Genomic DNA, 21,096 nt, shown 5'->3' with positions numbered 1-21,096 from the left:
TTCTGCTTCTGCTTCTGCTTCTGCTTCTGCTTCTGCTTCTGCTTCTGCTTCTGCTTCTGCTTCTGCTTCTGCTTCTGCTTCTGCTTCTGCTTCTGCTTCTGCAGTAAAACTAACGTTTCACCGGATTGTCATTTTATTTTGGCACGATGATTGCAAAATGTTTCTGTATTCACCGGCATTCAGGCCTGTTAGCGGGCGCGGCGCACCAAAAAGAGTCCTGATGCGCACCCTTTATGTGCATTGGCCTTTATTTGCCTTTTTTTGGTGCGAATGACATCGCAAAAAAGAAACTTTTTTGTTTCATTGAGTTAACAATCCGCTATGTTAGTGAATATTCTCAGCGCTTAAGCGCGAAGGGATAACAAGAAAAGCAGCGCAAAATACACACAACATCACAATCAGTACAGGGGTAGATCCTGTGCAATTTCCACATGAAGGAGTTGGAACATGCAATTACGCAAAGTGGCATTATCTCTTCTGCTGTTAAGCGCAGCAGCGGGAGCGGCCCAGGCGGAAGATCTGAGCGGTACCCTGAAGAAAATCAATGACAATGGCGTCATTGTCATCGGGCATCGTGAATCATCAGTTCCCTTTTCTTATTACGACAACCAGCAAAAAGTGGTTGGTTATTCTCAGGCTTATTCCAACGCCATTGCAGACGCGATTAAAGCCAAACTGAATAAGCCCGATCTGCAAATTAAAATGATCCCTATTACCTCGCAAAACCGTATTCCGCTGTTGCAGAACGGCACATACGATTACGAATGCGGTTCCACCACCAATAACCTTGAGCGCCAGAAACAGGCGGCATTCTCCGATACCATTTTTGTTATCGGCACCCGTTTGCTGGTCAAGAAAGGCGGTCCGATTAAGGATTTCGACGATCTGAAAGGTAAGACTGTCGTCGTGACCTCAGGCACCACCTCAGAAGTGCTGCTGCACAAACTGAACGACGAGAAAAAAATGGATATGCGCATTATCAGCGCGAAAGACCATGGTGACTCGTTCCGCACGCTGGAAACCGGCCGTGCCGTGGCCTTTATGATGGACGATGCGCTGCTGGCTGGCGAACGTGCCAAAGCGAAAAAGCCTGACGACTGGGAAATCCTGGGTACGCCGCAGTCTAAAGAAGCCTATGGCTGTATGCTGCGCAAAGACGATCCACAGTTCAAAACCCTGGTGGATGACACCATTTCGAAAGCCCAGACCTCAGGCCAGGCAGAAAAATGGTTTGATATCTGGTTTAAGCAGCCTATCCCGCCTAAAAACCTGAACATGAACTTTGAACTGTCTGATGACATGAAAACGCTGTTCAAAACGCCTAATGACAAGGCACTGAATTAACAACGATAACAAGGGCGGCATTGTCGCCCTCTCGATTGCTGAAACTGCGACGTGGACAGACAGCCTGCACGGGTCGTTCCCCCGAATCAGGCGAATTAAGTCGCTCATCAATCTTCAGGGTAGCTCTGCTACCCTTTTTTACCGGAGCTCGTTATGGGTATCGATTGGAACTGGGGCATATTTCTCGAACAGGCCCCGTTCGGTAATACCACCTATCTCGGCTGGTTGTGGTCCGGTTTTCAGGTGACGATAGCCGTCTCCTGCTGTGCCTGGATTATTGCTTTCTGTGTAGGTTCATTTTTTGGCATTCTGCGTACTGTTCCTAATCGCCTGTTATCCACGATAGGAACCTGCTATGTAGAACTGTTTCGTAATATCCCCCTTATCGTTCAGTTCTTCTTTTGGTATCTGGTTGCGCCAGAGCTGGTGGGACAGAATCTCGGTATGTGGTTCAAGTCAGAACTGGACCCTAACCTGCAGTTCTTTATCTCCTCAGTCATCTGTCTGGGCTTGTTCACCGCTGCACGCGTTTGCGAGCAGGTACGTGCCGCCATTCAGTCGCTGCCGCGCGGCCAAAAGAACGCCGGGCTGGCCATGGGGCTGACGCTGCCACAAACCTATCGCTACGTGCTGTTGCCCAATGCTTATCGGGTTATCGTGCCGCCGATGACGTCAGAGATGCTTAACCTGGTTAAAAACTCGGCGATTGCCTCGACGATCGGTCTGGTTGATATGGCGGCACAGGCAGGAAAACTGCTGGACTATTCCGCGCACGCCTATGAATCCTTCACCGCGATTACCCTGGCTTACGTAGCAATTAATCTGGTGATTATGTTGCTGATGGGCCTGGTTGAACGCAAAGTGCGTCTGCCTGGCAACGCGGGAGGCAAATGATGTACGCATTTGACTGGAGTTCTATTCCTCCCAGCCTGCCCTATCTGCTTAGTGGCCTGGTCATCACCTTCAAGATCACCATAACCGCCGTTGTGTTTGGCATCCTCTGGGGCACGCTGCTGGCGGTAATGCGCCTGTCCACCTTCAAGCCCATCAGCTGGTTTGCCAGGCTGTATGTCAACCTGTTCCGCTCGGTGCCGCTTGTGATGGTGCTGCTGTGGTTCTATCTGGTTGTACCCAGCTTTTTACAGCAGGTGTTGGGGATTTCGCCCAAGACCGATATCCGTCTGATCTCAGCCATGGTGGCATTCTCCCTGTTCGAAGCCGCCTATTACTCTGAAATCATTCGTGCCGGGATTATCAGCATCGCACGGGGGCAGTCCAGCGCTGCGCTGGCGCTGGGAATGACGCAGTGGCAGTCGATGAGACTGATTATTTTACCCCAGGCGTTTCGCGCCATGGTTCCGCTGTTACTGACCCAGGGCATCGTGTTGTTCCAGGATACCTCGCTGGTTTATGTCCTGAGTCTGGCTGACTTCTTCCGCACCGCGTCCACTATTGGCGAACGTGACGGTACCCAGGTAGAAATGATTTTGTTTGCTGGTCTGGTCTACTTTGTGATCAGCCTGAGCGCATCACTGTTGGTCAGCTATCTAAAAAGAAAAAGGACGGTTTAAATGATTAACCTGAAAAACGTTTCCAAGTGGTATGGTCAATTTCAGGTGCTGACCGACTGCTCTACCGAGGTACAAAAAGGTGAAGTGGTGGTGGTATGCGGGCCGTCGGGTTCAGGCAAATCAACCCTGATTAAAACCGTCAATGGTCTGGAGCCGATCCAGCAAGGCAGCATTACGGTGAATGGCACCGAAGTGAACAATAAAAAAACCAACCTGGCTACGCTGCGCAGCAAAGTCGGCATGGTGTTTCAGCACTTCGAGCTGTTTCCTCACCTGAGCATTATCGACAACCTGGTACTGGCACAGGTAAAAGTGCTGAAGCGGGATAAGGCGGCTGCCCGCGATAAAGGTCTGAAGCTTCTGACCCGCGTGGGTCTGTCTGCTCATGCCGACAAGTTTCCCGGACAACTCTCGGGAGGTCAGCAACAGCGCGTGGCGATTGCCCGGGCGCTCTGCATGGACCCCATTGCCATGCTGTTTGATGAACCGACATCGGCGCTCGATCCTGAGATGATCAATGAAGTGCTGGACGTCATGGTGGAACTGGCGCAGGAAGGCATGACCATGATGGTCGTCACCCATGAAATGGGCTTTGCTCGTAAGGTGGCGAACCGGGTCATTTTTATGGACGAAGGCAAAATTATCGAAGACACCAAAAAAGAGGACTTCTTTAATAATCCGCAGTCTGAACGGGCGAAGGATTTCCTGGCAAAAATTCTGCACTAAAAACCAGGCGGGCACCGTGCCCGCCTGTTTCTGTCAGGGCTCAAATGGCTGGCGATAAAACTGATCGTGATTGCATTCCGGACAGCGTGACAGGGTTTCCGCCGTATAAATCGCGCGAGTAAAGTGACATTTTTCGCACACCAGATTGCCCAGCCCCACCACCTCACCGCTTTGGTAAACGCCGTGATGTTGTAAATCCTGGAAGACTTCGCGCCACTCCAGCTGGCTTTTATCCGTGATGTCTGCCAGCTCTTTCCAGATACTTTCGCGAATCACGCGCATAAAGACCGAATCCGCCACCGGTTCTTCCGCTTCTGCATAGTTACGACCGAACTCGGCTAAATCGCGACGCACCGAGGCCAGTGCCCGATCAACTTCATCTGGTGTCAGATCTGAGTGCGCACGTAAATGACGACGCCGATCTTCCACCAATGTATCCAGATCGCGATCGCCGTGGCGAAGACGTTCGGTTAATACCGCCAACGAATCGTGATACTCCTGTGCCACTTTATTCATTTTATTCTCCTTTTTGCGCTCAGTACCTGTACTAAGTTTAGCTACTTTGTCACATTTGCCCGGTTCACTGGGTAAGGAATGGTAAAAGAGTGAAAACGCTGACGCTTTAGCGATAAATCGCCCCTGCATAAAGTGGGAAGTGTTGTTGATGTGCGGCCTTATGGGTATGCTATGCGGATCGTAAAGTCAGCAAAGTGTCATTTATTAAGGACCACAGGCAGCCATGCAAGAGCAATACCGCCCGGAAGAGATTGAATCCCGCGTTCAGCAGCAGTGGGATGAAGACGAAACGTTTAAAGTGACTGAGCAGGAAGGCAAAGAGAAATATTATTGTCTGTCCATGTTGCCCTATCCTTCTGGCCGCCTTCATATGGGCCACGTTCGTAACTACACCATCGGCGACGTCATCGCGCGTTATCAGCGCATGCTCGGCAAAAACGTGCTGCAGCCTATCGGCTGGGATGCATTCGGTCTGCCTGCGGAAGGCGCGGCGGTAAAAAATAATACCGCACCGGCGCCCTGGACTTATGACAATATCGCCTACATGAAAAACCAGCTTAAACTGCTGGGTTTTGGCTATGACTGGAGCCGCGAGCTTGCCACCTGCCAGCCAGAATATTACCGCTGGGAGCAGTGGTTCTTTACCAAACTCTATGAGAAAGGCCTGGTATACAAAAAAACCTCGGCGGTGAACTGGTGCCCCAATGACCAGACCGTTCTGGCTAACGAACAGGTTATCGATGGCTGCTGCTGGCGCTGTGACACCAAAGTTGAGCGCAAAGAGATTCCGCAGTGGTTTATCAAAATTACGGATTACGCTGAAGAGCTGCTGAACGATCTGGATACGCTGGAAGAGTGGCCTGAGCAGGTCAAAACCATGCAGCGTAACTGGATTGGCCGTTCTGAAGGAGTGGAAATCACCTTTGACGTAGCGGACAGCAACGAAAACGTCACGGTTTATACCACGCGTCCGGACACCTTCTATGGCGCAACCTACGTTGCCGTCGCGGCGGGCCATCCGCTGGCACTGCAGGCTTCCGCAAGCAATCCTGCCCTGGCTGATTTTATTGCCGAATGCCGCAACACCAAAGTGGCTGAAGCTGACATGGCCACCATGGAAAAGAAAGGGATGGCTACCGGGCTGTTTGCTGTGCATCCATTAACGGGTGAGCCTGTTCCTGTCTGGGTCGCTAACTTTGTGCTGATGGAGTACGGCACCGGTGCCGTCATGGCGGTGCCTGCCCATGACCAGCGTGACTGGGAGTTTGCCACTAAATACGATCTGCCGATCAAACCGGTTATCCTTAACCTGGACGGCAGCGAGCCAGATGTCAGCGCTGCCGCGATGACCGATAAAGGCGTGCTGTTTAACTCAGCTGAGTGCAGCGGTCTGGATCACAGCGCCGGGTTCAACGCCATTGCTGATGCGCTGGCCGCGAAAGGCGTTGGCGTGCGCAAAGTTAATTACCGCTTACGCGACTGGGGTGTTTCCCGTCAGCGTTACTGGGGCGCGCCGATTCCTATGGTCACGCTGGAAGACGGCACCGTGATGCCAACGCCAGAAGATCAGCTTCCGGTCATCCTGCCTGAAGATGTGGTGATGGACGGCATTACCAGTCCGATTAAAGCCGATCCAGAGTGGGCAAAAACCACTGTAAACGGTCAGCCTGCACTGCGTGAAACCGATACCTTTGACACCTTTATGGAGTCTTCATGGTATTACGCGCGCTACACCTGCGCCGATTATAAAGACGGCATGCTGGACCCGGCTGCGGCGAACTACTGGCTGCCGGTGGATCAGTATGTGGGCGGTATCGAACACGCCATCATGCACCTGATGTATTTCCGTTTCTTCCACAAACTGCTGCGCGATGCCGGCCTGGTGAATTCGAATGAGCCCGCCAAACGTCTGCTGTGTCAGGGGATGGTGTTAGCGGATGCGTTCTATTATCTGGGTGTTAACGGCGAACGTAACTGGGTTTCTCCTGTTGATGTGACGGTCGATCGTGATGAGAAAGGCCGCATCGTGAAAGCAGTAGACACGCAGGGCCGTGACGTGATCTACGCGGGCATGAGCAAAATGTCGAAGTCGAAAAACAACGGCATTGACCCACAGCTGATGGTTGAGCGCTATGGCGCAGATACCGTACGTCTGTTCATGATGTTTGCTTCCCCGGCTGATATGACGCTGGAGTGGCAGGAATCCGGTGTTGAAGGCGCTAACCGCTTCCTGAAACGCGTCTGGAAACTGGCCTACGACCATTCGCAGAAAGGGGCTACCGTTGCCCTGGACGTTGCCAGTCTGAACGATGATCAGAAAGCCTTGCGTCGCGATCTGCACAAAACCATTGCCAAAGTTTCCGACGATATTGGCCGTCGTCAGACCTTCAACACCGCGATTGCGGCCGTGATGGAGCTGATGAATAAGCTGGCGCGTGCGCCGCAGGACAGCGAACAGGATCGTGCCCTGATGCAGGAAGCGTTACTGGCGGTGACGCGTTTACTGTATCCGTTCACACCACATGCCTGCTACGTACTGTGGCAAACGCTGGGTGGTGAAGGCACCATCGACAATGCGGAATGGCCTGTGGCCGATGACGCCGCGATGGTTGAAGATTCTCTGCTGGTCGTCGTTCAGGTTAACGGTAAAGTCCGTGGTAAAATTACCGTACCCGCCGATGCAACCCAGGAACAGGTTCAGGCGCGTGCGGCTGAGGAACCATTAGTAGCGAAATACCTTGATGGTGTTAGCATTCGTAAAGTCATTTATGTACCGGGCAAACTGCTTAACCTGGTTGTGGGTTAAGTTCAGGAGGAACTGTGCGACATCCGATTATCAGGTTGTTTGTCATGCTGGCGGTGGTCATCACCGCTGGCTGTGGTTTTCATCCGCGCGGCACCACTCAGGTGCCAACCGAACTGAGAACGCTGGTTTTAGACAGTGGTGACCCTTACGGCCCTCTGGCGCGTACCGTACGTCAGCAGTTGCGTCTCAACAACGTGAATATTGTTGAAACTACGCAGAAAAACAGCATGACCGTGCCAACGCTACGTCTTGGCGGAGAAGGACAAAGCCGTAGTACCGCCTCCGTATTTATCAGCGGTACAACAGCTGAGTATCAATTGACGATGACGGTCTCTGCTCAGGTGCTGATCCCGAATAAAGGGATCTACCCTATCAGTGCAACCGTTTACCGCTCGTTCTTTGATAACCCGAACGCGGCACTGGCGAAAGACGCTGAGCAGGACATGATTATTCAGGAGATGCGCCAGCGCGCAGGCGAACAGTTGGTGCGTAAGCTGCTTACTGTTCATGCTGCGCAGATGGAATCTCAGCAAATGTCGTCCAAATCGACGGTTTCCAAACCGGTTCAACCTGCTGCGGAGGTTTCTTCTTCCGCCACGCAAATGCCGCAATGATCAGGATTTACCCGGAACAACTCAGCGCGCAGCTCCGTGAGGGGCTGCGCGCCTGTTATTTATTAACCGGTAATGAACCCTTGCTGTTGCAGGAAAGTGCAGATGCGATTCGTGCCAGCGCCGTGGCGCAGGGTTTTGAAGAGCATCTGAGTTTTACGCTCGATGCGCAAACGGACTGGGACAGCCTGTTTGTTAGCTGTCAGTCAATGAGCCTGTTTGCTCAACGCCAGACGCTGACGTTACAGTTTCCTGAAAATGGACCGAATGCGGCTATCGCGGAGCAACTCATCAAGCTGGCCCCGCTGCTCCACGCCGATATTCTACTGATTTGCCGAATGGCAAAACTCAGCAAAGCCCAGGAAAACAGCGCCTGGTTTAAAACGCTTTCGGCCCATGCCGTGCTGGTCCCCTGCCAGACGCCAGAACAGGCTCAGCTCCCTCGCTGGGTCGCCAGCCGTGCAAAAGCCCTTAAGCTCGACATCGATGATGCTGCCGTCCAGCTACTCTGCTACTGCTATGAAGGTAACCTGCTGGCGTTGTCCCAGGCGCTTGAACGACTGTCACTGCAGTGGCCCGATGGCAAACTAACGCTGCCACGCGTTGAAGCCGCCGTCAGCGATGCCGCTCACTTTACCCCTTATCACTGGGTTGATGCGCTGCTTGGCGGCAAAAGCCGACGCGCACTGCATATTCTGCAGCAGCTTGAAAGAGAAGAGAGCGAAGTCGCGATATTACTGCGCACCCTGCAGCGCGATTTGCTGACCCTGTTGCATCTGCAGCGCCATCAGTCACAACAGCCGCTGCGTACACTCATGGATCAGCAGCGTATCTGGCAGAATCGCCGCAACCTGTTTACCGAGGCACTGCAACGCCTGGATGCAGCGCGATTACAGCAGGCTATTCACTTGTTGATGCAAATCGAGATCACGCTGAAACAGGATTATGGTCAATCGGTCTGGCCACAGTTGCAGACGCTGTCAATGCTGATCGCGAATCGCGCGTTCCCTGCGAGCCTTGCCCATGTCTGACTTACATGCCCTGTTTGGCGGCACCTTCGATCCGGTTCATTTTGGTCATCTCCGCCCGGTAGAAAAACTGGCCGAACAGATTGGCCTGTCCCGGGTTACCCTGCTGCCCAATAATGTGCCACCGCACCGGCCACAGCCCGAAGCCAGCCCGCAACAGCGGGTTGAAATGCTTGAGTGCGCCATAAAAACGCTGCCACTTTTTGACATTGATACGCGGGAATTACAACGTGATACGCCTTCATGGACGGTGGACACCTTAGAAGCGCTGCGGGCCGAACGGGGCGAACAACCGCTGGGCTTTATTATCGGTCAGGACTCCCTGCTGTCGCTGAACAAATGGCACCGCTGGCAGGACCTGCTCAGCCTGTGCCATCTTCTAGTGTGTAAGCGGCCAGGCTATCCGACGGAAATGGCGTCGCCAGACATGCAGCGCTGGCTGGATCGCCACGTCATTCAGGACAGCCAACAGCTCAGGCAACGCCCGGCTGGGGCGATCTGGCTGGCAGAAACCCCGCTGTATGCCATCTCTGCCACCGAGATCAGGCAGCGTCGCCATCAACATCTCGCCTGTGACGATTTACTGCCCGCCTCCGTGATTACCTACATAGACCGCGCCGGCTTATATCGCGACTGATATGGGCGTGATATACTGCGCCGCTAAATTTTTCGGCTGTCTTCCGGGTTTCAGCCAGCCCGCTCTCATCCAGTTTTAAAGGGGAACCTTTTGCAAGGTAAAGCACTCCAAGAGTTCGTTGTTGATAAGATTGATGATTTGAAAGGTCAGGACATCGTTACCCTCGACGTACAGGGTAAATCGAGCATCACTGATTTCATGATCATCTGTACCGGTACCTCCACTCGTCACGTGACCTCTATCGCAGAACACGTCGAGCAGGAATCCCGTGCTGCCGGTCTGATGCCACTGGGCGTGGAAGGCAAAACGGCCGCCGACTGGGTCGTTGTGGATCTCGGTGAAGTGATTGTGCACGTGATGCAGGAAGAGAGCCGTCAGTTGTATGAACTGGAAAAGCTCTGGGGTTAAGCGGTGAAATTGCAGCTTGTTGCCGTCGGTACCAAAATGCCTGACTGGGTTCAGACCGGTTTTATGGAATACCTGCGTCGTTTTCCCAAAGACATGCCGTTTGAATTAACGGAAGTGCCTGCGGGTAAACGAGGGAAAAATGCCGACATCAAACGCATTCTGGAAAAGGAAGGCGAAGCGATGCTGGCAGCGACAGGTAAAGGCAACCGCATAGTGACGCTGGATATTCCCGGACAGCCCTGGGAAACCCCGCAGTTGGCGCAGCAGCTGGAGCGCTGGAAGCAGGATGGACGTGATGTCAGCCTGCTGATTGGCGGCCCTGAAGGATTAGCGCCAGCCTGTAAAGCGGCGGCGGAACAGAGTTGGTCTCTCTCGGCGTTAACGTTGCCTCATCCGCTGGTGCGCGTGCTGGTTGCAGAGAGCCTTTATCGTGCATGGAGCATTACGACAAATCATCCTTATCATCGTGAATAACCGATAAGCTCACTCCAGACATTACAAGTAGCGGATGAAATTACAAAGCAACGCCTTTCGCGATTACAGCGCCGAACAAAAAGTCTTTGTCCGCAGGGCTTTTATCGCTTTTGTCGGCATCTTACTGCTCTCCTCCGTGCTGGTGGTCAATCTCTATCATCTGCAGATTCTCCGTTTCGACGACTACAGTACCCGGTCAAATGAAAACCGTATAAAGCTGGTGCCGGTTGCGCCCAGCCGCGGCATTATTTATGACCGTACCGGTACGCCACTGGCCCTGAACCGTACGATTTATCAGGCCGAGCTGGTGCCGGAAAAGGTCGACGATCTCAAACAAACGCTGCAAAATTTGCGCCCGGTGCTCGACCTCACCGATGACGATATTGAGGCGTTTGAAAAAGAGCGTAAGCGCTCACGTCGCTTTACCTCTATCCCGGTAAAAACCGGCCTTAATGAGGTGCAGGTTGCGCGCTTTGCCGTGAACCAGTACCGCTTCCCCGGCGTAGAAGTCAAAGGCTATCAGCGCCGCTACTATCCCTTTGGACAAACCCTGACCCATGTTGTGGGCTATGTCTCGAAAATCAACGATCGGGATGTGTCGCGTCTGGATAAAGAAGGGAAATGGCCAAACTATGCGGCTACGCACGATATCGGTAAACTCGGTATCGAAGCCTATTACGAAGACCTGCTTCACGGTAAAACCGGTTATGAAGAGGTTGAGGTAAACAACCGTGGCCGGGTGATCCGTCAGTTGCACGAGCAATCCCCGCAGGCCGGGCGCGATATCTATCTGACCATTGATCTGAAACTGCAGCAGTACATTGAAACGCTGTTAGCCGGTAGCCGTGCCGCCGTGGTAGTGAGCGATCCCCGCACCGGGGAAATCCTGGCGATGGTGTCAACGCCCAGCTACGATCCGAACCTGTTCGTTGACGGCATCTCCAGCAAAGACTATCGCGGATTGCTGGAAGATGAGAACCGTCCGCTGTATAACCGCGCCATCCAGGCCGCCTATCCGCCTGCCTCAACGGTTAAACCTTATGTCGCCGTGTCCGCGCTCAGCGCTGGCGTCATCAATCGAAATACCAGCCTGTTCGATCCCGGCTGGTGGCAACTGCCCGGCTCCGAGAAGCGCTATCGGGACTGGAAAAAATGGGGCCACGGTCGTCTGAACGTCACCCGCTCGCTCGAAGAGTCTGCGGATACGTTCTTTTATCAGGTTGCCTATGACATGGGCATCGATCGTCTGTCCGAATGGATGACCAAATTCGGCTATGGATCGCGTACGGGGATTGATTTACCGCAGGAGAGTGCGGGCAATATGCCGACGCGCGACTGGAAGATGCGCCGCTTTAAAAAGCCCTGGTATCAGGGGGATACCATTCCTGTCGGTATCGGTCAGGGGTACTGGACGGCAACACCGCTGCAGATGAATAAAGCGATGATGATTCTCATCAATGACGGGGTTATCAAAGTGCCGCATATGCTGCGCGCTACCCGCGAGGGCCGCACCCTGGTGCCTTACCGTCAGCCCCCTTCCCAACCGATTGGTGACATCCATTCAGGCTATTGGGAAATTGCCAAAGACGGCATGTATGGCGTTGCCAATCGCCCTAACGGTACGGCCCACAAAAGCTTTGCCGATGCGCCTTACAAAATTGCCGCCAAATCAGGTACGGCTCAGGTCTTTGGCCTGAAAGAGAACGAAACCTATAACGCGCATAAAATCGCAGAACGCCTGCGTGACCATAAGCTGATGACCGCATTTGCGCCTTATGATAAACCGCGTGTTGCCGTGACGATGATTCTGGAAAACGGTGGGGCCGGACCTGCCGTGGGTACGGTAATGCGTCAGATACTGGATCACATAATGTTAGGTGACAATAATACTGTCCTGCCAGATGCGGCTCCTACACCGCCAGGCTATGAAGGTGAATAATCATGTCGATGAATGACAGCCCGCAGAAGCGGACAATCTGGATGCGCATGCACATTGATCCGCTCTTTATGCTGATTATCCTCGCGCTGCTGACCTTTAGCGCCATTGTTATCTGGAGTGCCAGCGGTCAGGACCCCGGCATGATGGAGCGTAAGCTGGGTCAGATCGCCATGGGATTGGTTATCATGTTGGTACTGGCACAGGTTCCGCCCCGGGTGTACGAAGGTTGGGCCCCCTATTTGTATATTGTCTGTGTCATCCTGCTCGTTGCCGTGGATGCCTTTGGGCAAATCAGTAAAGGCGCCCAGCGTTGGCTGGATTTGGGTTTTGTCCGCTTTCAGCCCTCTGAAATTGCCAAAATCGCAGTTCCCTTGATGGTGGCCCGCTTTATCAACCGCGACGTGTGCCCGCCGACGTTAAAAAACACCGCGATTGCGCTGGTGCTGATCTTTCTTCCTACCCTGTTAGTCGCGGCGCAGCCTGACCTTGGTACCTCTATTCTGGTGGCGGCATCGGGTTTGTTTGTGCTGTTCCTGTCCGGGATGAGCTGGAAACTGATTGGTATCGCCGTACTGCTGGTTGCAGCCTTTATTCCCATTCTGTGGTTCTTCCTGATGCATGATTATCAGCGCGACCGCGTGATGATGCTGCTCGATCCCGAGACCGATCCGCTTGGCGCGGGTTATCACATCATTCAGTCGAAAATTGCCATCGGCTCTGGCGGCTTGCGCGGTAAGGGCTGGTTGCATGGAACCCAGTCACAGCTTGAGTTCTTACCGGAACGCCATACCGACTTTATTTTTGCCGTGCTGGCCGAAGAGCTGGGACTGGTAGGCGTACTGGTGCTGCTGGTGCTGTATCTGCTGTTAATTATGCGCGGACTGATTGTGGCTGCCCGTGCACAGACGACCTTTGGCCGCGTGATGGCCGGGGGGTTAATGTTGATTTTATTCGTCTATGTTTTCGTTAACATTGGCATGGTTAGTGGTATCTTACCGGTGGTTGGCGTTCCACTGCCGCTGGTCAGTTACGGCGGATCGGCGCTTATTGTACTTATGGCAGGATTTGGCATCGTCATGTCGATCCACACACACCGAAAAATGTTATCTAAAAGTGTTTAAGAGGTCGCAGATGCGTAAGGACTGGCTTGGCGTTTTATTGGCTTCATTGGTTTTAGCTGCATGTTCTACCCAGGAACCGCAACAACAAAGTGCGCCACCCCAGCCTGCCTATAACGGCCCGGTGGTTGAAATTCCTGGCGTTGAGCCTCGTTATGAGCCGGTCAATCCGTCGACCAATCAGGACTACAGCGTCAACGGTAAAAACTACCGCATCATTAAAAATCCGGCCAACTACAGCGAAGTGGGTCTGGCCACCTGGTACGGTGAAGAAGCGCAGGGTAATCGCACTGCGACGGGGGAAACCTTTGATCCCGATGCCCTGACCGCCGCCCACCCGACGCTTCCTCTGCCAAGCTATGTGCGCGTCACTAACCTGGCAAACGGACGTCAGATTGTCGTGCGCGTTAACGATCGCGGCCCTTATACGCCGGGGCGCATTATCGATCTGTCTCGTGCCGCGGGTGATCGCCTGAACATCTCCAATAATTCCCGCGTGCGCGTTGATTACATCAGCGTCGCGCCAGACGGCACGCTCTCCGGTCCCGGCACCATCGGCACCGTGGTCGCCAAACAGAGCTATGCCCTGCCTTCGCGTCCCGATTTGAACGGCCCGGTCATGAGCAGCCCACCCGTGATGAACGGGGGCAGTCAGCAGCAGACAGCGCCGATGTCTGAACCCGATGCGCAGGATGTCTCGCCGGTGAGCAATGCCACCCTGCAAAGTCATGATGCCATGGGCGCACCAGTGCAGAGCGGCGGTTTTCTGGGTGCCCCGCAGCCGTTAGCGAGCGGCGTGCTGGAAGGTAGCGAGCCTGCCGCCAGCGCACCTGCTGCAGCGGCTCCGGCAGCCACAGCACCGATTGCGGCCAGTGCCGCGACCTCTCACCCGGCACCCGCGACTCAGGGCGGATCATCGCTTTCAGGCTATGTGGTTCAGGTCAGTGCCATTAATGATGCTGCACGTGCCCGGCAGTTGCTCGCCAGTCTGCGCCAGCGCTTCGGTGTCCCCGGTGCAGTGGAAAATGCAGGCAATGTCTACCGCGTACAACTTGGTGGTTATAAAACCCGTGCTGAAGCCGTTGCTTTACAGCAACGCCTGAGCAATGAAGGCCAGAGCGCGGCCTTCGTGACCACAGCAGGCCGTTAACCGACAGGGATGCTCTGATTGGTAACGTCTGCTAACAACCCAGTCATTAAGCCGGATGCCTGTAAATCAGGCATTTGTTATGATGAGTGACTTTTTTAAACCCTAAACCCATGGATGTTGTCGTCCCACACATGAACACGCTGAAACCTTCTCGTTTGTTAAAACGCCTGACAGTGGGATCACTGATCGCTTTCTCTCTCAGCCATGTTGCTATCGCTGATGATGTTAATCTCAAGACCATGATTCCGGGCGTACCGGACATTGATGCCGAAGCCTACGTTCTCATCGACTACAACTCAGGAAAAGTGCTGGCAGAGAAAAACGCGGACGCCCGTCGCGACCCAGCCAGCCTGACGAAGATGATGACCAGCTACGTTATCGGTCAGGCAGTGAAAGCCGGAAAGATCCATCAGGACGACATCGTTACTGTGGGTCAGGATGCGTGGGCAACCGGCAATCCGGTGTTCAAGGGTTCATCGTTAATGTTCCTGAAACCAGGCGACCGGGTACCGGTTTCTCAGCTCACCCGTGGCATCGTATTGCAGTCTGGTAACGATGCCTGCGTAGCGATGGCGGACTATGTCGCCGGCAGCCAGGATGCTTTTGTTGGCCTGATGAACAACTACGTCAAAGCGCTGGGTCTGCAAAACACCCATTTCCAGACGGTTCATGGTCTGGATGCGGAAGGACAGTACAGCTCGGCACGTGACATGGCGCTGATCGGCCAGGCGCTGATCCGTGATGTGCCGGAAGAGTACGCGGTTTATAAAGAGAAAGAGTTTACCTTTAACAACATCCGTCAGATGAACCGTAACGGTCTGCTGTGGGATACCAGTTTGACGGTCGATGGCATCAAAACCGGCCATACCGCGGCAGCAGGTTATAACCTGGTCGCCTCGGCGACAGAAGGCCAGATGCGTCTGATCTCAGCCGTGATGGGCGGTCATACCTATAAGGGCCGCGAAACCGAAAGTAAAAAGCTGCTGACCTGGGGCTTCCGCTTCTTTGAAACCGTCGCGCCGCTGAAAGCCGGAAAAGAGTTTGCTTCTGAACCGGTATGGTTTGGTAACAGCGATCGCGTACAGCTGGGCGTTGAGAAAGATGCTTATCTGACGATTCCGCGCGGCCGCATGAAAGATCTGAAAGCCAGCTATGTGCTGACCAATACTGAACTGCATGCACCGCTGAAGAAAAATCAGGTGGTAGGCAGTATCAATTTCCAGTTGGATGGCAAAACGATCGATCAGCGTCCTCTGGTGGTGTTGAACGAAGTTTCTGAAGGCGGTTTCTTCAGCCGTATCGTTGACTACATCAAACTGATGTTCCATCACTGGTTCGGTTAATGGCGCAGGGCGGTTGAAAAACCGCCACCTTGCCCCCATTACAGGTTAATATGATGCTCCCGCTTCGGCGGGAGCCTGTTTTTTATGTACCGGAGTGATTATGAAAACCAAACTGAATGAACTGCTCGAATTCCCGACCCCATTTACCTACAAAGTGATGGGGCTGGCACAGCCGGAGCTGGTTGATTTGGTGCTTGAGGTAGTGCAACGCCATGCACCCGGCGATTACAGCCCAGAAGTGAAACCGAGCAGCAAAGGTAACTATCACTCGGTCAACGTCACGATCAACGCCACCCATATCGAACAGGTTGAAACCCTGTATGAAGAACTGGGCAAAATCGAAATCGTGCGGATGGTGCTGTAACCTCCTCAAAAAAGGGTAAACGGGTCAGGCTGCGGGTAACGCACTGACCCGTTTTTATTGGCTGGCGATATGCCAGCACCGATCCCACCCTCAATCTCTCTGCACCGCGATAACCGCCTCATCGCGAAGGCGTTTAACTTCAGCGCCGCCAGCGTTATACTCAGCCTCTCGCCTTTTAACGGATACTCGTTTTGTCAGCTGACACGCTTCTTATTCGCCAGTTTGGTTTATGTGACTGGCAATCGACCTCAGACGCCATGCACCACTATACCGACCAGCGCACTGCCGAAAGCCGGGATGAAGTCTGGCTGGTTGAACATTACCCGGTATTTACTCAGGGCCAGGCAGGAAAAGCCGAGCACCTGCTGATGCCCGGCGATATTCCGGTGGTACAGAGCGACAGAGGCGGTCAGGTGACCTACCACGGCCCCGGACAACAGGTTATGTACGTACTGATTGATGTTAAACGCCGCAAAACCGGTGTGCGTCAGTTGGTTACCGCCTTAGAGGAAACCGTGATTGCCGTGCTGGCGCGCTTTGGCGTGGCTGCCCGAGCCCGTCCCGATGCGCCTGGCGTCTATGTGGGTGACGAGAAAATCTGCTCGCTGGGACTGCGTATTCGTAAGGGCTGTTCTTTTCACGGACTGGCGTTAAACGTGGCGATGGACTTGTCACCTTTTTTACGTATCAATCCTTGTGGCTATGCCGGAATGAACATGACGCAGTTGCAACACTTTCGGCCTGAGGTCACGCTCGCCGATGTCCAGCCGTTGCTGGCGGAGACGTTTGCCCAGCAGCTGGGTTATCAACAGGTCGAATGGCACCCGGTTAAGACCACGGACTGAATTAACTGTGAATGCGTATTTACAAATATGTAACTTATCGGCTCTGTCTTTGGCTGCTTCCTGGTCGATGAGATGATATAATTTTTGCACTTTTTTCAAATAAAGTTGAAAGCCGCCTTCTCGGGTTGAGTGAGACAGCTTTCAAATCGCAATCCGACCGGAACCTGCTGATTTATGAGTAAACCAATTCAGATGGAACGCGGCGTCAAATATCGTGACGCAGACAAAATGGCGCTGATCCCGGTGAAAACCGTGGCCGTCGACCGGCAAGAGATTTTACGCAAGCCGGAGTGGATGAAAATCAAACTGCCTGCGGACTCCAGTCGTATTCAGGGCATAAAAGCGGCAATGCGTAAAAACGGACTCCACTCCGTTTGTGAAGAAGCCTCCTGCCCTAACCTTGCCGAATGTTTTAACCACGGTACGGCGACCTTTATGATCCTGGGCGCAATCTGTACCCGTCGCTGCCCGTTCTGCGATGTTGCACACGGTCGTCCTAACGCGCCTGATGCGAACGAGCCGGGTAAACTCGCCCAAACCATCGCCGATATGGCCCTGCGCTATGTCGTTATCACCTCGGTGGATCGTGACGATCTGCGTGATGGCGGCGCGCAGCATTTTGCCGACTGTATCACCGCTATCCGGGAAAAAAGCCCCAGCATTAAAATTGAAACCCTGGTGCCTGACTTCCGTGGTCGTATGGATCGTGCGCTTGAGATTCTGACTGCAACTCCGCCGGATGTGTTTAACCACAACCTTGAAAACGTGCCGCGCGTGTATCGCCAGGTGCGTCCGGGCGCAAACTATGAATGGTCGCTGAAACTGCTGGAGCGCTTTAAAGAAGCCCATCCAGAGGTGCCGACGAAATCCGGTTTGATGGTGGGTCTGGGTGAAACCAACGCTGAAATCGTTGAGGTGATGCGCGACCTGCGTCGTCACGGTGTGACGATGTTAACGCTGGGTCAGTATCTGCAGCCCAGCCGTCACCATCTGCCCGTTCAGCGCTATGTCAGTCCAGCGGAATTTGATGAGATGAAAGAAGAGGCGATGGCGATGGGCTTTACCCATGCGGCCTGTGGTCCTTTTGTCCGCTCGTCTTACCACGCCGATATGCAGGCAAAAGGCCTGGAAGTCAAATAGCGTTCGCTCAACCGCCGTCATTAAAAAACAAAAAAACCAGATTGTCCGCAATCTGGTTTTTTTTACTGCGGTCAGAAATAAAAATTAACACTTTTCTAAAACTGACGTGGCATTAGTCTTTGTGAGAAACGCGTTCTGCAGGTGTTTCTTCCGCTGTGGTGCGTGCTGCACTGGAATCTTCGTCTTTCATGGCCTTTTTAAAGCCTTTGATTGCAGAACCCAGATCGCCACCCAGAGAACGTAACTTATTGGTGCCGAAAAGCAGTACGATAAGCGCACCGATAATCAGCAGCTTGGCAATACTGATACCTTCCATATTTAACCTTTATAATCTGGCGAATAACGGTAACCCCTATTTAGGCGCAGTTTAGCCCTAACCTCAAGCGTAATCTGTAACAGAGTAAGATCGCGGTGGCCCTCCTTCAGGTCCCAGGCCCCGTCCTGCCGAATAACGCTTAGCGCGACGCATCCAGTTCAGGCCGACTAAACCGGCGGTTATCCAGCACCGGTAACATTGCGCGTGCCGTGGCGATTCTTTGCGGGTCAAGCTCGGCGAAGATCAGTGCGTGAGATTCGGCCGCACGGCTTATTGGCACACCCAGCGGATCAACCACCATGCTGTTGCCAATATTACGCGTCCCGCACTCTCCGACGGCGACCACATAACAGGTATTTTCCAGCGCACGCGTGCGGGTAAGTAAATCCCAGTGCATCTCTTTTAACGGCCCTTTGACCCAGGCTGAAGGTAAGACCAGCACGTCGGCACCATCCAGCACAAGCCGCCGTGCCAGCTCAGGAAAACGCACATCGTAACAGGTCATCAGCCCTACTTTCATGCCCGCCACTTCCACCAGAGGTGGAACCTGTTCACCCGCTTCAACGCGCGTTGATTCCTGCATGGCAAAGGCATCGTAGAGATGCAGCTTGCGATACTCTGCCACGAGCTTCCCGTCGCGAATCACCACCAGCACGTTAAAGACTTTATGGCTATTACCGGGCACATGCATTCCCAGGACCGTCGTCAGTCTGGTGCCCTTACTGGCGACCAGCAATTGCGACAGGAATGGTCCATTCAGCGGCTGTGCGGCTTCCAGAATTAAATCGGGGTTTGTGATGTCACTGGCCAGCACCGCCTCAGGCAGGACTAACAGGTCGGCATCAGCACGGCTGGCCTGATCCATCATGCTCAGGCAGGTTGTGGCGTTTTCCTGCCATTCACGCTTAACTGCAAATTGCCCTAGCGCGACTTTCATTATCCCTTCTCCAGCGACGCCGTGTCGCTCTGTGAGCCCAATGGTGAGCCTGTCATCTTACAGAGGCTGTAATGCTTTCACATGATAGCGTGGCGATTCAACATAACCTTCACGGCCATAAAACTGGTTTGCTTTGAGGCGCGAGGCATGACAGTGCACTTCCATGCGATCACAGCCGTGCTGAGCCGCCAGCGCTTCTGCGTGCTGCAAGAGTTTCTGTCCGACGCCTTTGCTACGCTCACCTTCGGCAATGCACACGTAGCTGATGCGAGCAAAATCGCCCGCCAGCGCCAGCTGAGGAATAAAATGAAGAGAGATAAATCCCAGCACCTGATTGCCGTGCTCTGCAACCAGCAGCTTTTCATTCGGATCGGTCATCAGTTGAGCAAGGCGTTGCTCAATAAAATGCTCTGTACCGCCATAACCAAGTTCACTTAACAACGCGCTCAACACGAAGCTGTCCTTCGCCTGAGCTGGACGAATATTCATCCTGTCACCTCTTTATCTGCGATGCGGAGAGTCAGTTATAACCCGAGACGCCGTAAAATGCTGCTCCTGAGAGTTGTTATGATTATGTTACGGGGATTATCTGTGACTCGCTCCGCAGTTTGCCAGTCGTTGTGGCGCTGCAGAATGGGCCTGAGTCCGATGTAGCAGTAGAACCAGGTGCGGCCCGGGTTAACGCGAGAACGTGATGATGCGAGGGGAAGTGCGGTGGGATAAGAGCGAAGCCATTGTGTAAGTGTTCCGCCTGAGGCTGGGCTGAAAACCAACGGTGTGGTTGCGTGCAGCCATAAAAAAACCCGCCAGAAGGCGGGTTTTTAGAATTCTGACTGTTAACTTACAGACTGATAACGTTAGCAGCAGATGGGCCTTTTGCGCCGTCAGTGATTTCAAACTCTACACGCTGACCTTCAGCCAGAGTTTTGAAGCCATTGCTCTGGATCGCAGAGAAGTGTACGAATACATCTTTGCTGCCATCTTCAGGAGTAATGAAACCGAATCCTTTAGATTCATTAAACCACTTAACGTTACCTTTAATCTTAGACATCTATATTACCTTTACATGAAAAATGGACACTAAACTGTGTCGCCATCTAGTACAGCAATTGCTGAGGGTTTTGTCCAGCCTGAATTGATGAAAAAGTGATAAATATCGCTATTATTTTCCCTTTAGTGACTTATTCAGGGGTTCTGAGGCTTAAAACTGCCAGCGCAGCCAGGCAAAATACACGTTACCGTTGTTGTAAGTGCCTGGAATATAAGTCATTTGAAAATTAACCGGCCCATAACCTATGGATGCTAACGGCAATAAAGCCGGCACAGGATAGTATCCCCAGTTATTCCTCGCCGTGATGCCAGCGGTAAAGCCCAAACCATAGTGAAAATTCTGATCCGCCAGTGGTCGCCAGGTTGCTTCCCAGCCATAGCCGCCAAAGGGTTCCCACTTGTTAAAGGAATCTTTAAACGCCATCAGGTAAAGGCCGTGCCAGTTACCTTTCTCATCGTAACGTGAAACCCCACCACCCGCTCCCCAGGGACGTTCGTTATATCTGTGGATATGCTCATCATCATACGTCCAGCGGTTATGCCAGGTGATGGCGGGCACATAAACATCAATGGAGTCAGGCTGTTGCCAGGTTTGCTGGACATTATCAGTGAAAGTGTCCCAGCCCGATTTTATCTGCTGGGTGAGCATGGCCGCCTGGAGAGAAAATGAAAAAAATAACGCCAGTAAGGGCGCTGATAAGCGTGCGATAAAAGACCTGTTCACTTCGGTATTACCTTTATTGTATTGGCTAAATCCAGCGTTCCATACTGAA

Annotated in this window: 24 protein-coding genes; 18 read left to right on the top strand and 6 right to left on the bottom strand. The window is 53.2% G+C overall.

Features of this window, described 5'->3' with window-relative positions; translation table 11 throughout:
* The 5 genes from FBY13_RS23400 to FBY13_RS06765 all read left to right on the top strand — a co-directional run.
* A partial coding sequence (locus tag FBY13_RS23400; RefSeq protein ID WP_186440795.1) for a hypothetical protein occupies positions 1 to 274 on the top strand: 274 nt, incomplete at its 5' end.
* A 173-nt stretch (positions 275 to 447) separates the two neighbouring features.
* Complete coding sequence (locus FBY13_RS06780) at positions 448 to 1,344, top strand: amino acid ABC transporter substrate-binding protein (protein ID WP_145393796.1); 897 nt, start codon at positions 448 to 450, stop codon at positions 1,342 to 1,344.
* A 153-nt stretch (positions 1,345 to 1,497) separates the two neighbouring features.
* Positions 1,498 to 2,238, top strand: coding sequence for an amino acid ABC transporter permease (locus tag FBY13_RS06775; RefSeq protein ID WP_063878754.1), 741 nt, complete (start codon positions 1,498 to 1,500; stop codon positions 2,236 to 2,238).
* A complete protein-coding gene (gene gltK / locus FBY13_RS06770; protein ID WP_063878753.1) occupies positions 2,238 to 2,915 on the top strand; it encodes a glutamate/aspartate ABC transporter permease GltK in 678 nt (225 codons plus the stop codon). The genes FBY13_RS06775 and gltK overlap by 1 nt, the downstream gene beginning before the upstream one ends.
* Complete coding sequence (locus FBY13_RS06765; RefSeq protein WP_063878752.1) at positions 2,916 to 3,641, top strand: amino acid ABC transporter ATP-binding protein; 726 nt, start codon at positions 2,916 to 2,918, stop codon at positions 3,639 to 3,641.
* 33 nt (positions 3,642 to 3,674) lie between these two features.
* On the opposite strand, the gene FBY13_RS06760 is transcribed toward FBY13_RS06765, so the two are convergent.
* The gene (locus tag FBY13_RS06760) at positions 3,675 to 4,157 is read right to left on the bottom strand and encodes a zinc ribbon-containing protein (RefSeq protein ID WP_063878751.1); all 483 of its coding nucleotides are present in this window, start codon (positions 4,155 to 4,157) and stop codon (positions 3,675 to 3,677) included.
* 223 nt (positions 4,158 to 4,380) lie between these two features.
* Here FBY13_RS06760 and leuS point away from each other — a divergent pair, with 223 nt between their 5' ends.
* From leuS to lipA, 13 genes are all read left to right on the top strand, one after another.
* Positions 4,381 to 6,963, top strand: coding sequence for a leucine--tRNA ligase (gene leuS / locus FBY13_RS06755; protein WP_145393795.1), 2,583 nt, complete (start codon positions 4,381 to 4,383; stop codon positions 6,961 to 6,963).
* A 14-nt stretch (positions 6,964 to 6,977) separates the two neighbouring features.
* Positions 6,978 to 7,577: an LPS assembly lipoprotein LptE gene (gene lptE, locus FBY13_RS06750; RefSeq protein WP_109717161.1), complete on the top strand. Its 600-nt coding sequence runs from the start codon at positions 6,978 to 6,980 to the stop codon at positions 7,575 to 7,577.
* A complete protein-coding gene (gene holA / locus FBY13_RS06745) occupies positions 7,574 to 8,605 on the top strand; it encodes a DNA polymerase III subunit delta (RefSeq protein ID WP_063878748.1) in 1,032 nt (343 codons plus the stop codon). The genes lptE and holA overlap by 4 nt, the downstream gene beginning before the upstream one ends.
* The gene (gene nadD, locus FBY13_RS06740) at positions 8,598 to 9,239 is read left to right on the top strand and encodes a nicotinate-nucleotide adenylyltransferase (protein WP_063878747.1); all 642 of its coding nucleotides are present in this window, start codon (positions 8,598 to 8,600) and stop codon (positions 9,237 to 9,239) included. Before holA ends, nadD begins: the two co-directional genes overlap by 8 nt.
* 90 nt (positions 9,240 to 9,329) lie before the next feature.
* Positions 9,330 to 9,647, top strand: a complete 318-nt coding sequence (gene rsfS, locus FBY13_RS06735; RefSeq protein ID WP_063878746.1) for a ribosome silencing factor — start codon at positions 9,330 to 9,332, stop codon at positions 9,645 to 9,647.
* 3 nt (positions 9,648 to 9,650) lie between these two features.
* Positions 9,651 to 10,121, top strand: coding sequence for a 23S rRNA (pseudouridine(1915)-N(3))-methyltransferase RlmH (rlmH, locus tag FBY13_RS06730; RefSeq protein ID WP_006118409.1), 471 nt, complete (start codon positions 9,651 to 9,653; stop codon positions 10,119 to 10,121).
* Positions 10,122 to 10,155: 34 nt separating this feature from the next.
* Complete coding sequence (mrdA, locus tag FBY13_RS06725; protein ID WP_145393794.1) at positions 10,156 to 12,060, top strand: peptidoglycan DD-transpeptidase MrdA; 1,905 nt, start codon at positions 10,156 to 10,158, stop codon at positions 12,058 to 12,060.
* Positions 12,061 to 12,068: 8 nt separating this feature from the next.
* Positions 12,069 to 13,181 carry a peptidoglycan glycosyltransferase MrdB gene (gene mrdB / locus FBY13_RS06720; protein ID WP_063881129.1) on the top strand — a complete coding sequence of 371 codons (1,113 nt, stop codon included), beginning with the start codon at positions 12,069 to 12,071 and terminating at the stop codon, positions 13,179 to 13,181.
* Between the two features lie 10 nt (positions 13,182 to 13,191).
* A complete protein-coding gene (rlpA, locus tag FBY13_RS06715; protein WP_145393793.1) occupies positions 13,192 to 14,328 on the top strand; it encodes an endolytic peptidoglycan transglycosylase RlpA in 1,137 nt (378 codons plus the stop codon).
* 131 nt (positions 14,329 to 14,459) lie between these two features.
* Entirely contained in the window at positions 14,460 to 15,671 is a 1,212-nt protein-coding gene (dacA, locus tag FBY13_RS06710; protein WP_063878743.1) for a D-alanyl-D-alanine carboxypeptidase DacA, read from the top strand.
* Between the two features lie 100 nt (positions 15,672 to 15,771).
* Complete coding sequence (gene ybeD / locus FBY13_RS06705) at positions 15,772 to 16,035, top strand: DUF493 family protein YbeD (protein WP_006118404.1); 264 nt, start codon at positions 15,772 to 15,774, stop codon at positions 16,033 to 16,035.
* Positions 16,036 to 16,226: 191 nt separating this feature from the next.
* A complete protein-coding gene (gene lipB, locus FBY13_RS06700; protein WP_063878742.1) occupies positions 16,227 to 16,880 on the top strand; it encodes a lipoyl(octanoyl) transferase LipB in 654 nt (217 codons plus the stop codon).
* A gap of 174 nt (positions 16,881 to 17,054) precedes the next feature.
* Positions 17,055 to 18,020, top strand: coding sequence for a lipoyl synthase (gene lipA, locus FBY13_RS06695; RefSeq protein WP_063878741.1), 966 nt, complete (start codon positions 17,055 to 17,057; stop codon positions 18,018 to 18,020).
* A gap of 112 nt (positions 18,021 to 18,132) precedes the next feature.
* Here lipA and tatE read toward each other — a convergent pair whose 3' ends face one another.
* From tatE to pagP, 5 genes are all read right to left on the bottom strand, one after another.
* Positions 18,133 to 18,336 (bottom strand): twin-arginine translocase subunit TatE, encoded by a 204-nt coding sequence (gene tatE / locus FBY13_RS06690; RefSeq protein ID WP_063878740.1) that lies wholly within the window; start codon positions 18,334 to 18,336, stop codon positions 18,133 to 18,135.
* A 139-nt stretch (positions 18,337 to 18,475) separates the two neighbouring features.
* Positions 18,476 to 19,273: a deaminated glutathione amidase gene (locus FBY13_RS06685; protein WP_145393792.1), complete on the bottom strand. Its 798-nt coding sequence runs from the start codon at positions 19,271 to 19,273 to the stop codon at positions 18,476 to 18,478.
* Between the two features lie 57 nt (positions 19,274 to 19,330).
* Positions 19,331 to 19,762: a GNAT family N-acetyltransferase gene (locus tag FBY13_RS06680; protein WP_063878738.1), complete on the bottom strand. Its 432-nt coding sequence runs from the start codon at positions 19,760 to 19,762 to the stop codon at positions 19,331 to 19,333.
* Positions 19,763 to 20,114: 352 nt separating this feature from the next.
* Complete coding sequence (cspE, locus tag FBY13_RS06675; protein ID WP_006118399.1) at positions 20,115 to 20,324, bottom strand: transcription antiterminator/RNA stability regulator CspE; 210 nt, start codon at positions 20,322 to 20,324, stop codon at positions 20,115 to 20,117.
* Positions 20,325 to 20,474: 150 nt separating this feature from the next.
* Positions 20,475 to 21,047: a lipid IV(A) palmitoyltransferase PagP gene (pagP, locus tag FBY13_RS06670; protein ID WP_145393791.1), complete on the bottom strand. Its 573-nt coding sequence runs from the start codon at positions 21,045 to 21,047 to the stop codon at positions 20,475 to 20,477.
* Between the last annotated feature and the right edge of the window lie 49 nt (positions 21,048 to 21,096).

The sequence above is a fragment of the Pantoea sp. SJZ147 genome, from assembly GCF_007828605.1.
GTDB classification, from domain to species: Bacteria; Pseudomonadota; Gammaproteobacteria; order Enterobacterales; family Enterobacteriaceae; genus Pantoea; species Pantoea allii.
Note: the sequence above shows the minus strand (reverse complement) of the source record. Positions and strands in the feature narration are given on the sequence as shown.